Source organism: Stenotrophomonas sp. Steno-Z10-BAI (assembly GCF_056393115.1).
In genome coordinates, this window is the sequence record NZ_JBWJOZ010000005.1 from 268,377 (window position 1) to 283,316 (window position 14,940).

At 67.8% G+C, this 14,940-nt stretch carries 11 protein-coding genes and 2 riboswitches; of the genes, 4 read left to right on the forward strand and 7 right to left on the reverse strand.

What is annotated here, in order from left to right:
• Nucleotides 1-20: 20 nt before the first annotated feature.
• The 4 genes from AC06E9_RS14310 to AC06E9_RS14325 all read right to left on the reverse strand — a co-directional run bounded on the left by AC06E9_RS14310 (nt 21) and on the right by AC06E9_RS14325 (nt 8,174).
• Entirely contained in the window at nt 21-3,086 is a 3,066-nt protein-coding gene (locus AC06E9_RS14310) for an efflux RND transporter permease subunit (RefSeq protein WP_478056273.1), read from the reverse strand.
• Entirely contained in the window at nt 3,083-6,190 is a 3,108-nt protein-coding gene (locus tag AC06E9_RS14315) for an MdtB/MuxB family multidrug efflux RND transporter permease subunit (RefSeq protein ID WP_282257392.1), read from the reverse strand. The genes AC06E9_RS14310 and AC06E9_RS14315 overlap by 4 nt, the downstream gene beginning before the upstream one ends.
• Nucleotides 6,187-7,353: an MdtA/MuxA family multidrug efflux RND transporter periplasmic adaptor subunit gene (locus AC06E9_RS14320; protein WP_121040319.1), complete on the reverse strand. Its 1,167-nt coding sequence runs from the start codon at nt 7,351-7,353 to the stop codon at nt 6,187-6,189. The genes AC06E9_RS14315 and AC06E9_RS14320 overlap by 4 nt, the downstream gene beginning before the upstream one ends.
• A 203-nt stretch (nt 7,354-7,556) precedes the next feature.
• Complete coding sequence (locus tag AC06E9_RS14325) at nt 7,557-8,174, reverse strand: trimeric intracellular cation channel family protein (RefSeq protein WP_121040317.1); 618 nt, start codon at nt 8,172-8,174, stop codon at nt 7,557-7,559.
• A 92-nt stretch (nt 8,175-8,266) separates the two neighbouring features.
• Nucleotides 8,267-8,358: riboswitch (glycine riboswitch) on the reverse strand.
• Nucleotides 8,359-8,366: 8 nt separating this feature from the next.
• Nucleotides 8,367-8,460, reverse strand: a riboswitch (glycine riboswitch).
• 44 nt (nt 8,461-8,504) lie between these two features.
• Between AC06E9_RS14325 and AC06E9_RS14330 the strand changes: the two genes are divergently transcribed.
• Complete coding sequence (locus AC06E9_RS14330) at nt 8,505-8,774, forward strand: GIY-YIG nuclease family protein (RefSeq protein ID WP_121040315.1); 270 nt, start codon at nt 8,505-8,507, stop codon at nt 8,772-8,774.
• A gap of 86 nt (nt 8,775-8,860) precedes the next feature.
• Nucleotides 8,861-9,205: a ribonuclease E inhibitor RraB gene (locus tag AC06E9_RS14335; RefSeq protein ID WP_121040313.1), complete on the forward strand. Its 345-nt coding sequence runs from the start codon at nt 8,861-8,863 to the stop codon at nt 9,203-9,205.
• Here the strand turns inward: AC06E9_RS14335 and AC06E9_RS14340 are convergent, their stop codons facing one another.
• Complete coding sequence (locus AC06E9_RS14340) at nt 9,206-10,498, reverse strand: NAD(P)/FAD-dependent oxidoreductase (protein ID WP_121040310.1); 1,293 nt, start codon at nt 10,496-10,498, stop codon at nt 9,206-9,208. It lies immediately after the preceding gene.
• 162 nt (nt 10,499-10,660) lie between these two features.
• On the opposite strand from AC06E9_RS14340, the gene AC06E9_RS14345 reads away from it, so the two are divergent.
• Nucleotides 10,661-11,422 (forward strand): NYN domain-containing protein, encoded by a 762-nt coding sequence (locus AC06E9_RS14345; RefSeq protein ID WP_121040308.1) that lies wholly within the window; start codon nt 10,661-10,663, stop codon nt 11,420-11,422.
• Between the two features lie 9 nt (nt 11,423-11,431).
• On the opposite strand, the gene AC06E9_RS14350 is transcribed toward AC06E9_RS14345, so the two are convergent.
• The gene (locus tag AC06E9_RS14350) at nt 11,432-11,635 is read right to left on the reverse strand and encodes a hypothetical protein (RefSeq protein ID WP_121040306.1); all 204 of its coding nucleotides are present in this window, start codon (nt 11,633-11,635) and stop codon (nt 11,432-11,434) included.
• 101 nt (nt 11,636-11,736) lie between these two features.
• Between AC06E9_RS14350 and AC06E9_RS14355 the strand changes: the two genes are divergently transcribed.
• Nucleotides 11,737-12,357: a glutathione S-transferase family protein gene (locus tag AC06E9_RS14355; RefSeq protein ID WP_259258943.1), complete on the forward strand. Its 621-nt coding sequence runs from the start codon at nt 11,737-11,739 to the stop codon at nt 12,355-12,357.
• Between the two features lie 35 nt (nt 12,358-12,392).
• On the opposite strand, the gene AC06E9_RS14360 is transcribed toward AC06E9_RS14355, so the two are convergent.
• Nucleotides 12,393-14,573: a primosomal protein N' gene (locus AC06E9_RS14360; protein ID WP_478056301.1), complete on the reverse strand. Its 2,181-nt coding sequence runs from the start codon at nt 14,571-14,573 to the stop codon at nt 12,393-12,395.
• Between the last annotated feature and the right edge of the window lie 367 nt (nt 14,574-14,940).

A 14,940-nucleotide genomic window follows, 5' to 3' on the forward strand; every position in this document is an offset into this window, starting at 1 on the left:
GTGCGTCGCGCACCCGCTGATCATGAGGCGCGCCGCAGCCTCGCCAACGCCAGATAGATCGCCGGCGTGGTGTACAGGGTCAGCCACTGGCTGACCAGCAGACCACCGACGATCGCGATGCCCAGCGGCTGGCGCATCTCCCAGCCTTCGCCGGTGGCCAGCATCAGCGGCAACGTGCCCAGCAACGCGGCCACGCTGGTCATCAGGATCGGGCGGAACCGCAGCCGCGCCGCCTCGCAGATCGCGTCATACGACGACAAACCGCGCGTGCGCTCGGCCGACAGCGCGAAATCGATGATCAGGATGGTGTTCTTCATGACCACGCCCACCAGCAGGAACAGGCCGAGCAGCGAGATCAGGTTCAACTCGTTGCCGAAGGCCATCAGCGCCAGCAAGGCGCCAACGCCGGCCGAGGGCAGGGTGGAGAGGATCGCCAGCGGCTGCACGAAGCTTTCATACAGCACGCCCAATACCAGATACACCGCCAGCATCGCGCCCACGATCAACCACAGCTGGCGCTCGCGCAGCTTCTCGAAGCCACCGGCCTCGCCACTCAGCCTGGCCTGCACGTGGGTGGGCAGCATGATCCCGGCCATCGCGCGGTCCACCGCCTTCACCGCCTGGTCCAGGGTCACGCCGGGCGCCAGCGCGAACTCGATCCAGACCGAGGCAAACTGCTGGCTGTGGTAAATGCGGTCCGGTGCCATGCCGTAGGACCAGCTGGCAATCGAGGACAGCGGCAAGCGCTGACCGTCCTTGCCGATCACATGGATCTGCTGCAGCGTGGAGGGATCCTGGGTGTAGCGCGGGTCCAGCTCCATCACCACGCGGTACTGGTTGAGGGTGTCGTACAGCGTGGCGACCTGGCGCTGGCTGAAAGCGTTGTTGAGCACCGAGGCGATCATGCGCATGTCCACGCCCAGCCGGGCCGCCGCATCGCGGTCGATGTCGAGCACCACCTGGCGCATGCCTTCATCGCCCTTGGATTCCACATCGACCAGCTCGGGCAGGGCGCGCAGTGCATCGGCCACCTTGGGCGTCCAGTGCCGCAGCGGTTCCAGTTCGCCGGAGAGCAGCTGGAACTCGTACTGGCCGCTGTCGCCGCTGCCCTCCAGCTTGATGTCCTGGTCCACCCACAGGAATAGGCCGCCGCCCGGAATCTTCGGCATGTTGGCGCGCAGGCGGTCGATCACCTGCTGGCTGGAGACCTTGCGCTCGGCCAGCGGCTTCATCTTGATCATGATGAAGGCGTTGTTGACCCCGCTGCGGCCGCCGATGTACCCGATGATGTCGCTGATCGCAGGGTCCGCCAGCAGCAGTTTGCGGTAGGCCTCGATCTTGGGCTGCATGACCTGGAACGAGAGGCCGTCGTCGCCGCGCGCGAAGCCACGCAGCTGCGCGGTGTCCTGTTTGGGCACGATGCCCTTGGGCACCTGCTGGAACAGCCACACATTCAGCCCGATCACGCCGGCGAACAGCAGCAGCGGCAGCGCGAGCCAGCGCAGCATCGTCTGCAGGCTGCCCACGTAGGCCGCGCGCAGGCGTTCGAACAGGGCGGTCCCGGCGCGCTGCAGGCCATTGCCGGGGCCCGGCCGTGCCTGGCCGAGCAGGCGTGCGCACAGCATCGGGGTCAGGCTCAGCGAAACCAGCAGTGAGACGCCCATCGCCGCCACCAGGGTCAGCGAGAACTCGCGGAAGAGCTTCTCGACGAAGTCATCCAGGAACAGGATCGAGATGAACACCACGGCCAGCGCGATGTTCATCGACAGCAGCGTGGCACCGACTTCACCGGCGCCGCGCAGCGCGGCGGTCATCGGCGAAGCGCCCTCCTCACGATGGCGGGCGATGTTTTCCAGCACCACGATCGCATCGTCGACCACCAGCACCGCCGCCACGATCAGCGCCATCAGCGAGAGCGTGTTGAGCGAGAACCCGAGCAGGGCGATGATCGCCAGCGCGCCCAGCAGCGAGACCGGAATCGCCACGGTCGGCACCAGCGCCGCACGCCAGTGGCCCAGGAAGGCCAGGACCACCAGCACCACCAGGGCGATGGCCAGCAGCAGGGTCAGTTCGGCCTCGCGCAGGGTGGCGCGGATCACCGGCGAACGGTCCATCACCACCTGCATGTCGATGGTGGCCGGCAGCAGTGCCTGCAGTGTGTCCATCTGCGCCTGGATGGCGTCGACGGTCTCGATGATGTTGGCATCCGGCTGGCGGCTGACGATCAGCAGCACCGCCGGGCGCTCGTTGTGGAAGCCGCTGGCGTAGCGGTCTTCGACGCCTTCGCTGATCCCGGCCACGTCCTCCAGGTACACCGGCCGGCCATCGCGCATGGCCACGATCAGGCGGCGGTACTCGGCGGCGGTACGCAGCTGCAGGGTGGCTTCCAGCTGCCACTGCTGGGCCTGGCTGGCGACGGTGCCCAGTGGCTTGAGCGCGTTGGCGTTGCGGATCGCCGCGGCGATGTCGTCCAGCGCGATGCGGTGATGGTTGAGTGCATTGGGATCCAGCGAGACGCGCACCGCCGGCAGCGAACTGCCCCCCACCTGCACCTCGCCGACACCGGGAATCTGCGCCAGCTTCTGCGCGATCACGGTGGAGGCCACGTCGTAGATCTGGCCCGGCGCGAGGCTGTCCGAACTCAGCGCCAGCGCCATGATCGGCGCCTGCGAGGGATTCACCTTGCGGTACTGCGGCATGCCCGGCATGCCGCTGGGCAGCTGCGCGCGCGCGGCATTGATCGCGGCCTGCACATCGCGCGCGGCATCGTCCACGTTGCGGCCGAGTGCGAACTTCAGTTCGACCTGGGTCGAGCCCTGGGTGCTGGCCGAGTCGATCCCGGTCAGCCCCGGTATGGTGCCCAGCGCACGTTCCAGCGGCGTGGCGACGTTGGCCGCCATCGATTCCGGGCTCGCGCCGGGCAGGCTCGCGCTGACGTTGATCGCCGGGTAGTCGACCTGCGGCAACGGCGCGACCGGCAGCAGGCGCAGCCCGAGCAGGCCCGCCAGCACCACCGCCACCGCCAGCAGCACGGTGGCGACGGGATGCTGCACGAACCAGCCGATCGCCCGCGACAGCGGACTCACGCCAGCGCCTCGTCAGCCGCGTCGGCAGCCGGTGCGGGACGTTGGCGGAAGCGGTCGAAGAACAGGTAGATCACCGGCGTGGTGAACAGGGTCAGCACCTGGCTGACGATCAGCCCGCCCACCATCACCAGGCCCAGCGGCTGGCGCAGCTCCGCGCCCGAGCCACTGGCGAACATCAGCGGGATCGCGCCGAACAGCGCGGCCAGCGTGGTCATCAGGATCGGCCGGAAGCGCAGCAGGGCGGCCTGGTGGATCGCCTGACGTGGCGCCATGCCGTGCTCGCGCTCGGCCTCCAGCGCGAAGTCGATCATCATGATCGCGTTCTTCTTGACCAGCCCGATCAGCAGCACGATGCCGATCACCGCGATCAGGTCCAGGCTGCGCCCGCTGACCAGCAACGCAAGCAACGCGCCCACCGTGGCCGAGGGCAGGGTGGAGAGAATGGTGATCGGATGGATGAAGCTCTCATAGAGCACGCCCAGCACCAGGTACATCACCACCACCGCGGCCAGCACCAGCCACAACGTGCTCGACAGCGACGCGCGGAACGCATCGGCCGCCCCCTGCAGGCGAAGCTCTACGCTGGCCGGCAGGCCGATCGCGGCGCGTGCGCCTTCGATGGCCTGCACCGCTTCGCCCAGCGATGCCTGCGGGGCGAGGTTGAAGGAGAACGTCACCGCCGGGAACTGGCCGACATGGTTGATCAGCAGCTGCGCGGGGCGCTGTTCGATCCGGGCGATGCCGCCCAGCGGCACCTGCCGCCCGTCCGGCCCGGTGACGTGCAGGCGGGCGATCGCATCCGGGCCGAAAGCCACGTCGGGGCGCGCTTCCAGCACCACGCGGTACTGGTTGGCCTGGGTGAAGATGGTCGAGATCTGGCGCTGCCCGAACGCGTCGTACAGCGCATCGGCAATGGTCTCCACGCTGATCCCCAGCCGCGCCGCGGCGACCCGGTCGATCACCACATGCGCCTGCAGGCCTTGGTTCTGCAGATCACTGGCGACGTCGGCCAGTGCCGGTGCCTGCTGCAGATGCGCGAGCAGGCGCGGCGTCCACGTCTCCAGCTGCGCGATATCCGGGCTGGTCAGGGTGAACTGGTATTGGGTACGGCTGATCCGGTCTTCGATGCCCAGTTCCTGCACCGGTTGCAGATACAGTCTGATGCCCGGGACATGCGCCACGCGCTGCTGCAGCCGCGCGATGATCGCCTGCGCATCGGCATCGCGCTGTGCGTGCGGTTTCAATTCGATCAGAAGACGCCCGCTGTTGAGCGTGGCGTTGTTGCCGTCCACGCCGATGAACGAGGACAGGCTGGCCACGTCCTCATCCTCCAGCAACGCCGCCGACAACGCCTGCTGGCGCTGCGCCATCGCCTGGAAGGAGATCGACTGCGGTGCCTCGCTGATGCCCTGGATCAGCCCGGCATCCTGCACCGGGAAGAAGCCCTTGGGCACCCACACGTACAGCAGCGCCGTCAGCACCAGTGTGGCGACAGTGGCGGCCAGCATCAGCGGCTGGCGCTGCAGCACCCAGTGCAGCTGGCGATCGTAGACCGCCACCACGCGGTCGAACGGGTCGCCCTGCTGCGCCGATTCCTGCCCATCGGCATCGCGACGGGTGGCGTGGCCGGCCTTGAGCAGGCGCGCGCACATCATCGGCGTCAGCGTCAGCGAGACCAGCAGCGAGATGCCGATCGCCACCGCCAAGGTGATCGCGAATTCGTGGAACAGCTTGCCGACCACGTCGGCCATGAACAGCAGGGGGATCAGCACCGCGATCAGCGACAGGGTCAGCGAGATCAGGGTGAAGCCGATCTGCCTGGCGCCCTTCAGTGCTGCCTGCATCGGCGTGGCACCGCGCTCCAGATGACGGGCGATGTTCTCCAGCATCACGATCGCATCGTCCACCACGAAACCGGTGGCGATGGTCAGCGCCATCAGCGTGAGGTTGTTGAGCGAGAAGCCGGCCAGCAGCATCACCCCGAACGTGCCGACCAGCGACAGCGGGACCGCGATGCTGGGAATGATCGTGGCCGGGATGTTGCGCAGGAACAGGAAGGTGACCATCACCACCAGCGCGATCGCGATCAGCAGCTCGTGCTGCACGCCACGGATGGACGCGCGGATCGATTCGGTGCGATCGCTGAGGATGGCCACATCCACACCGGCCGGCAGCGAGGATTGCAGCTGCGGCAGCAGCGCACGCACCTGGTCGACCACGGCGATGACGTTCGCGCCGGGCTGGCGCTGGATGTTGATCAGCACGGCCGGGGTGGTGCCCGACCACGCGGCGAGCTGGCGGTTCTCGGCGCCGTCTTCGATGGTGGCCACGTCGCCCAGACGCAGCGGTGCGCCATCCTTCCAGGCCAGGATCAGGGCGCGGTACTCGGCCACCGAGCGCATCTGATCGTTGGCATCGAGCATGATCGCGCGGGTCGGCCCGTCGAAGCTGCCCTTGGGCAGGTTGACGTTGGCCGTGCCGATCGCGGTGCGGATGCTGGCCATGCTCAGCCCGTTGGCGGCCAGCGCGGACGGATTGACCTGGATGCGCACCGCCGGGCGCTGCCCACCAGCGAGGCTGACCAGCCCGACCCCAGGCAGCTGCGAGAGCCGCTGCGCCATGCGGGTATCGACCAGATCGTGCACCTGCGGGAGCGAGAGGCCCTGCGAGGTCACTGCCAGGGTCAGGATCGGGGTGTCGGCCGGGTTGACCTTGCGGTACACCGGCGGCACCGGCAGGTCGTCGGGCAGGAAGCTGTCGGCGGCGTTGATCGCGGCCTGCACTTCCTGCTCGGCCACGCCGAGCGCGACCTCCAGCGAGAACTGCAGGGTGATCACCGACGCGCCGCCGGAGCTGGTCGAGGACATCTGCTTCAGGCCGGGAATCTGCCCGAGCTGGCGTTCCAGCGGCGCGGTGACCGCGCTGGTGGTGACATCCGGGCTGGCGCCGGGATACAGCGTGGTGATCTGGATGATCGGGTAATCGACCTGCGGCAGTGCCGCGACCGGCAGCAGGCGGTAGGCCATCACGCCGGACAGCAGCAGCGCCACCATCAGCAGCGTGGTCGCGACCGGGCGCTCGATGAAGGGGCGCGAGAGGTTCATGCGCCGGTCCGTGGCGGGTCCTGCTCCACCACCTCGACCTTGGCGCCTTCGCGCAGCCCGTCGATGCCTTCCACCACCACGCGCTCGCCGGCCTTGAGGCCTTCGCGCACCGAGACGCGTTCGCCATCGGCCGGGCCGAGCACCACGGTGCGCAGCGATGAGGTGTCATCGGCCGCGATCACATAGACGTAGCTGCCCTTGCTGCCGAACTGCACGGCGGCATTGGGAATCACCACCGCATCGCTGCTGCTGACCTGCAGACGCACGTTGACGAACTGGTTGGGGAACAGTGATTCATCGGTATTGGCGAACTGCGCGCGCAGTTTCAGCGTGCCGGTGGCGGTATCGATGCGGTTGTCCAGGCTGGAGAGCACCCCGTCGCCCAGTGCAGTGCGCTCCTCGCGGTCCCAGGCTTCCACGGTCAGCCGGGGATTGGCGCGTGCGGCAGCCACCACCGCCGGCAGGTCCGGCTCGGGCACGGTGAACAGCACGCTGATCGGGGTGGTCTGGGTGATGGTGGCCAGCGGCTCGGTATCGCCACTGCGCACCAGGTTGCCGACATCGACGTTGCGCAGGCCCATGCGCCCGGCCACCGGTGCGGTGATGCGGGTGTACTGCAGCTGCAGGCGTGCTTCATCCACCGCCGCCTGGTCGGTCTGGCGGCGGCCCTGCAGCTGGCGGACCTTGCTCTGCTGATCACTGAGGTCCTGCGCGGAGACGAAGTGCTTGCTTTGCAGTTCGGCGAAGCGCTTGAGCTGGCTTTCGGCATTGTCCAACTCGGCCAGGTTCTGCTGCTGGGTACCCAGCGCACGCGAGAGCTGCACCTGGAACGGGCGCGGATCGATCTCGGCCAGCAGCTCGCCGGCGGTGACGTGCTGGCCCTCGGAGAATGCCAGCCGCAGCAGCTCGCCATCCACGCGGCTGCGGATGCTCACCGTATGCAGCGGGGTCACCGTGCCCAGCGCTTTCAGGCGCACCACCAGGTCTTCCTGCGTCGCGGTGGCCACACGCACCGGGGTCGGCTGCGGACCCCCGGACGGGCCGGCGGCGGGGGCGGGCGAGAGCAGTTTCCATGCAGCGATGGCGGCCAGGCCGACACCGGCAGCGATCAACAGCGGTGTGGCGAAACGACGGCGAGACGACGGGGGCGTTGAAGCGGACATACGCATCCTGCGCACCCTCCACCGGAGCAGTGCGTCCATGGGGACCGGCCGACGGCGGCAGGTCAACGGGGGAGAGGGTGTCTGGCGGGGCAGCGGGTGGAACACCGCCGCGTGGCTGGATGCCGTTCGAATGGAACGGGAGCGCCATGATACAGGGCCGGGCCGCTCAAGCTCCCGTGACCTTGGTCATGCCCGCGGGTGCGTCAATGCACCTCGTCGCGGTACACGAACTTCGGCATTTCCCACTTGAAGTGGATGGCCAGCAGGCGGAACAGGAAGCCGCCGCCCAGGCACCACAGCGTGGCCGCGTTGAGCGACACGCCGAGTTCCAGCAGGGCCAGGTAGGCCGCGCCGGTGAGCAGGGTGATCACCGCATACAGTTCTTTCTGGAAGATCAGCGGCACCTCGTTGCACAACACATCGCGCAGCACGCCGCCGAACGCACCGGTCAGCATGCCGGCGATCAGGATGATCGGCACGGTGTGCCCGCCCTCGCGCGCGACCGCGCAGCCGATCAGGGTGAACGCGATCAGGCCCAGGCCATCGAGCACCAGGAAGGTGCGCCGGAAGTGATGCATCCAGCGCGCCACCCAGGTCGCGATCAGTGCCGCGCAGATGGTGAAGCCCAGGTACTCCGGGTGCTTCACCCAGCCCAGCGGGTAGTGGCCGAGCACGATGTCGCGCAGCGAGCCGCCGCCGAGCGCGGTGACGCAGGCGATGATGACCACGCCGAACAGGTCCATGCGGCGGCGACCGGCCGACAGCGCGCCGGTCATGGCTTCGGCCGAGATGGCGATGAGGTAGATCAGGGAGAGCAGCATGGGGGGCTCCGGGAAACACGTCAGGCGGGGGACGGAAACGCACACGCCTCACGCCAGCGCCGCTGCACTGTCGTGGGGTGGGATTCCGTTGCCGCTCCCGCTGTCCTTTTGCCTGAGAGTTCGGTGGCCAAAGCCACGTGCCCCTTCGGCGGGTCATTGAAGACCTCTCTCCAGATCGGCGTGTCGGATGCATGGTTGGTGGCTGTGCAGCCACCGGCCTGAGCGATTATGGGAGCCTGCGCCTTCGGCGGGCGCCAGCGCGGCGCCTCTCTCCTGCATCCGGGGCGGATTCTAGCAGCCGCCGGGCCCGTGCCGGGGGATAATCCCGGTATGCCCGCTGAACCCGCCCTCTGGTACCTATACCTGCTTGAATGCCGCAACGGCAGCTATTACGCCGGCATCAGCAACGACGTGGACGCGCGCTTCCAGGCCCATCTGGCCGGCAAAGGGGCGAAATACACCCGGGCCAACCCGCCGGTGAAGGTGCTGGCGATGCGCGCCTACCCGGACCGCGCGGCGGCGTCGAAGGCCGAGTGGCAGCTCAAGCGGCAACCGCGCGAGCGCAAGCTGGCGTGGCTGGCGCTGCCCGATCCCACGTAGCCCCGCGTGCGGGTTGTTCGGGCCTTCGTTGGCGGCATACCATCGACCCTCGTTCGTTGATCCGCTTGCCCAAGCCCTGGAGTGCCATGTCCCGCGATCTGTCGTTGTACCCGGAAGATGAGAATGGCGATGTGCTCTGGAACATGCTGCAGGACGGCGATGATCTGACGATTCCGCGCGAGGTGGATTTCGCGCTGATCTTCCCGACCCAGGATGTGGCGATCGCCTTCGCCGTGCACCTGCTCAAGAACGACCAGAAGGTGTCCTTCGCCGCCTACGACGGCAACGATGACTACCCGTGGCAGGTGGTGGTGCATCCGCTGATGCTGCCGACCCACCAGAACATCGCCGGCTTCGAAGGTCTGCTGGCCAGCGAGGCGGTCTCCTACAGCGGCCAGGTGGATGGCTGGGGATGTCTGTCGCAGGGATGATCAGGGCGTGGGCGGTCGTTTCGGCCGGCGATCGTCCTGTGCATCGCCGAAGATGATCCGCGCGCTGCGCTGATAGCTCCAGTACGCCACCGCCCAGTTCAACAGCACCACCACGCGGTTGCGGAAGCCGATCAGGAAGAACACGTGCGCGGCCAGCCAGAACCACCAGGCCAGCACGCCGGAGAGCTGCAGCCGGCCGAGGTGGACGATCGCCGCCATGCGGCCGATGGTCGCCAGGTTGCCGAAGTCCTGGTATTTGAACGCACCCGGCGCGGGCTTGCCGGCCAGGCGTGCCTGGACGGTGGTGGCCACGTGCTTGCCCATCTGCTTGGCCGCCGGCGCGACGCCGGGCACCGGCTTGCCGTCGGCCTGGGTCAGTGCCGCCAGGTCACCGGCAACGAATATCTCCGGGTGGCCCTCCAGGGTAAGGTCAGGCTGCACCGGCACGCGGCCGGCGCGGTCCAGTGGCACCTCCAACGTACGTGCCAGCGGTGAGGCGGCGACACCGGCGGCCCAGACCACGGTGCGGGCCTCGACGAAGCGCTCGCCAAGCTGGAAGCCTTCGGCATTGATGTCGCTGACGGGCGTGCCGGTGAGCACTTCCACGCCCAGCTTTTCCAGCTGCCGCCGCGCCTTGAGCGAGAGCACCTCGGGGAAGGTGGACAGCACGCGCGGGCCGGCTTCGACCAGGCGGACCTTGGCCGAGGCGGGATCGATATGGCGGAACTCATTGCGCAGCGTATGCCGTGCGATCTCGGCCAGGGTGCCGGCCAGTTCCACGCCGGTGGGGCCGCCACCGACCACGGCGAAACTCAGCCACGCCGCTTTGCGCGCGGGATCGGGTTCGGCCTCGGCGCGCTCGAAGGCGAGCAGCAGCTTGCGGCGCAGCGCGATGGCATCGTCCAGCGTCTTCAGGCCCGGCGCATCGGCGGCCCATTCGTCGTGGCCGAAGTAGGCATGGGTGGCGCCGGTGCACAGCATCAGGGTGTCGTACGTAATCTGCGTGCCATCGGCCAGCGTCGCGGTGCGCGCGGCCTTGTCGATGCCGGTCACTTCACCCAGGCGCACTTCGACATTGCGCTGGTGACCGAGGATGTGGCGCAGCGGCGCGGCGATATCCGGCGCGGACAGGCCTGCGGTGGCCACCTGGTAGAGCAGCGGCTGGAACAGATGATGGTTGCGACGGTCCACCAGGGTGATGCGCACGTGCGCCGAGGCGAGGGCACGGGTGGCCCAGAGGCCGGCAAAACCGCCACCGATGATGAGCAGGTGGGGCGTGGGATCGCGGGTCATGCTTCACTCCTTGGCGGGCGCCGGAGGGGGGCGGCGCAGGTCGTCTCGTGATGCGGCCCATGGTCGCACGTGAAGCGCGATGTTCACGTCGATGGCCGATACTGGGTTCAGGGGCCATCGCGCTTGCCCGATGGCCGATCCGATCCCGCCCAGGAGACCGAGATGTCCGAACCGGAAAAGCGCATCGCCCTGCTGATCGATGCCGACAACGCACCCTCTTCCAAGATCGATGCGGTGCTGGCTGAAGTCGCCCGCTACGGTGTGGCCAATGTCCGCCGTGCCTACGGCAACTGGAAGAGCCCGCGGCTGAAAGGGTGGGAGTCCGTGCTGCACGAGTACGCGATCCGCCCGATCCAGCAGTTCGCCTACAGCCGTGGCAAGAATGCCTCGGACATGGCGATGGTGATCGACGCGATGGACATGCTGTACGCACGCAATCTGGATGGCTTTGCGATCGTCTCCAGCGATGCGGATTTCACCCCGCTGGTGATGCGCCTGCTGACCGACGGGGTGAAGGTGTACGGCTTCGGCGAGAAGAAAACGCCCGAGCCGTTCGTCAACGCGTGCTCGAAGTTCACCTACATCGAGGCGCTGGGCCAACCCCATGCGGCCGATCAGGAGGTGGAGCAGGACAACGAGGAAACCCGCCCGCGCAAGAGCGGCCCGGAGCTGCGCAACGATACCCGGCTGGTGCAGATGCTGCGCCGCGCGGTGACCTCGGCCGAAGCCGAGGATGGCTGGTCGCATCTCGGCCCGGTCGGCAGCCAGATCGGCAACCAGGCCTCGTTCGATTCGCGCAATTACGGGTACAGCAAACTCAGCGATCTGTTGGCCGCGACGGGCCTGTTCGAGATGAAAAAAGAGGGCAAGTCGACCTATGTGCGCGCACTGCCCAAGAAGAGTGCGGCGAAGGCGGCGAAGTAACCGCCGGCCTCAGCGCAGCAGCACGGCCAACGGGCGGGCCGTGCTGCCGTTGAAGCCATCGGAGAAGCCTCGCACGGCGTCAGGCAGCATGCCGCTGGCCAGCAGCAACAGCGCGGCGCTGAGCAGCAGATTGCGATGGTGGCGGCGATAACCGACCACGAGCGTGCCGATCCCGGCAATGAGCAACACGATTTCGAGTGCGTAGAGGATCATTGTTTTTCATCCATGACATGACGGTGGGCCCGCCGTTGGGCGTATCGTAGCGGCACCGCGCGACCCCGCTGCCGCGCATCGAACGATACGGGAATCCGATCATGCTGAACATCTGGGGCCGTCGCAATTCCAGCAACGTGCGCAAAGTGCTGTGGTGTGCCGAGGAGATCGGGGCGCCCTACGAGTCGATCGAGGTCGGCGGTGCCTTCGGTGGTACGCAGTCGCCGGAGTACCGCGCGATGAATCCGAACGGGCTGGTGCCGGTGATCGAGGACCAGGGCCTGCCGCTGTGGGAATCCAACACGATCGTGCGCTATCTCTGCGCGCGCTACGCGCTGGGCACGCTGTACCCGGAAGATGTGGTGGCGCGCGCGCAGTCGGAGAAGTGGATGGACTGGACCACCTCGACCTTCGCCGGCGTGTTCCGCGATCTGTTCTGGGGGACCCTGCGGACCGCGCCTGCTGATCGGGATGAGGCCCGCATCGCAGCGGCACTGGTGCGCTCCGGCGAGTTGCTGGCGATGGCCGATGAGGCTTTGTCGCGGCAGCCGTATCTGTCCGGTGAGCAGTTCGCGATGGGCGATATCCCGCTGGGTGCCTTCATCTATGCTTGGTTCGAGATGCCGATCCAGCGCCCGGACCTGCCGCATCTGGCCGCGTGGTACGAGCGGTTGAAACAGCGGCCGGCGTATCAGCGTGGGGTCATGACCGCGTTGACTTGAGCGGCCGTGCCGACCCACGGTCGGCACCTGCCGGCCTAATACAGATCCATCGGATCCACATCCAGCGACCAGCGCACCTTGCGTGCCTGCGGCAGCGCGGCGATCTGCGGCGTCACCTGATCCAGCACGCCGTGCAGCGGGCGTCGCGCGGGTGAGGACAGCAGCAGCTGGGTGCGCTGGTAGCCGGCGCGGCGGGGCATCGGTGCTGGCATCGGGCCATAGCGTTCCACTGCCGCGTCGTCGGGAATCAGCGCGCGCACGGCACTGAGCATCGCGTTGGCATGCTCCACCTGTTGCGCTTCGGCACGCAGCAGCGCCAGATGCGCGAAGGGCGGAAAACCGGCCGCCTCGCGCTGCTGCAGTTCGGCATCGGCAAAGGCGTGGTAGCCGCCGTTGACCAGCGTCTCCAGCAGGGGATGCCCCGGGTGGTGGGTCTGCAACCAGACCTCGCCGGCATCCACCGCACGCCCGGCGCGGCCGGCGACCTGGATCAGCTGCTGCGCGAGTTTTTCACTGGCGCGGAAGTCGGCCGAGAACAGGCCTTCATCGATGCCGACCACCACCACCAGGGTCAGCTTCGGCAGGTCGTGACCTTTGGCGAGGATCTGCGTGCCGACCAGAATCCCCGCGCGATCGCCGAGCTTGGCCAACTGGGTTTCCAGCGCATCACGCTTGCCGGTGGTGCCGCGGTCGATGCGGATCACCGGGAACTCCGGGAAGGCCTCGACCAGATGTTCTTCCAGCCGCTCGGTCCCGATGCCCTGCGGCTGCAGCGCCAGGCTGCCGCAGTCCGGGCACGCCAGCGGCGCGGACTGGCGTGCGCCACAGTGGTGGCACTGCAGGCGCCGGCCGCCGGCATGCACGGTCATCGGCGCATCGCAGCGCTGGCACGGCGCGGTCCAGCCGCAGTCATGGCAGAGCAGCACGGGCGCATAGCCGCGGCGGTTCTTGAACACCAGCACCTGGTGCCCGGCCTGCAGATGCTGGGTGATGCCGGCCAGTACTTCCGGCGAGAGCCCATCGCGCAGCGGGCGTTTACGCACATCAAGCACGCGCACCACCGGCGGACGCGCGGCGCCCGCGCGCTGCTTCAGGCGCAGGTGGGTGTAACGGCCGGCATGCGCGTTGTGCAGCGATTCCAGCGACGGCGTGGCGCTGCCGAGCACCACCGCCACGTCCAGTGCCTTGCCGCGCACCAGCGCGAAATCGCGTGCGTGATAGCGGATGCCGTCCTGCTGTTTGTAACTGCCGTCGTGCTCTTCGTCGATCACGATCAGGCCCGCATTCGGCAGCGGCGTGAACACCGCCGAGCGCGTGCCGACGATGACCTGTGCTTCGCCTCGCGCGGCGGCGGCCCACACGCGGGCGCGCTCGTTGTCGTTCAAGCCGGAGTGCAGCACATGCACCGGAATGCCCAGGCGGTTGCGGAAGCGCGACAGCGTCTGCGGGGTCAGCCCGATCTCCGGCACCAGCACCAGCGCCTGCTTGCCGCGCGCAAGGCACGCCACGATCGCCTGCAGGTAGACCTCGGTCTTGCCACTGCCGGTCACGCCATCGAGCAGGTAGGCGGCAAACCCGTCGGCGGCGGTGATCGCGGCGATCGCCTCGGCCTGTTCGGCATTGGGCGCGGGGCCGCTGGCCGGCGAGGCGACGGCCGGTGCATGCGCCAGCGCGATCCGTTCGACCAGCTCGCGCTTGGCCAGCGACCGGGCAGCGCTGCGCCAGTCGTCCATCAAGGTATCCAGGCGGTCTTCGTTCACCACGCCCTCGGCCAGGCACGCTGCCAGGCGTTGCGGGCGGGTACCGCTGCGCAGTTTGGGCTGCGGGTCGTGGCCGGCCGGCGTCAGCTGCCAGCCCCACTGATGGGTGTCCGGCACGGCCTCACCCCGCCGCAGCGGACCGGGCAGGGCCGTACTGATCACTTCACCCAGCGGGGCATGGGTGTAGCGCGCCAGCCACTGCAGCGAGCGCCACAGCTCACCGGTCACCAGGGGCGTGGTGTCGATCCACTCGATCGCGGCGCGCAGGCTGCCGGGGTCTTCGACCTGGCCTATCCCGGCCACCACGCCGACCAGCTCCCGGGAGCCGAACGGCACCCGGACCCGCTGCCCGGTCATCGCCGGGTCCGGGGCCGGCCCGTGCGGCGGGGCGTAGTCGAACAGTTGCGGCAGCGGCACCGGCAGGGCGACGCGCAGGGTCGAAGACGAGGGGGTCATCGGGGCAGTGTAGCGGGCAGGGGCGGAGCGGATCACGCCCATTCACCGTCTCAGCCGGGTACGCGCCGAATCATAAATCCCACCTAAATATCCGACTTGATTGGAGATTCAGGCTTATCCACATCTTCTGTGGATAAGTCTGTGTGCCACTGCGTATGTGACCGCCTTGCGTCAGGAACTTCCGACGTTCTGCTCAGGTTGGTCAAAAAATAGCCAAGCAACAATAAGCAATAAAAACAACAAGATAGCTGTGAAACAAAGTTGAAACAGACTTGACGCGGGGCTCACGTGTGGTTCCACCCCGGTTTTACGTGGTGCTGTGCACAACCTTTTGCGCCGGAAGGCTTTGCGCACCGTGGCCGCTCAC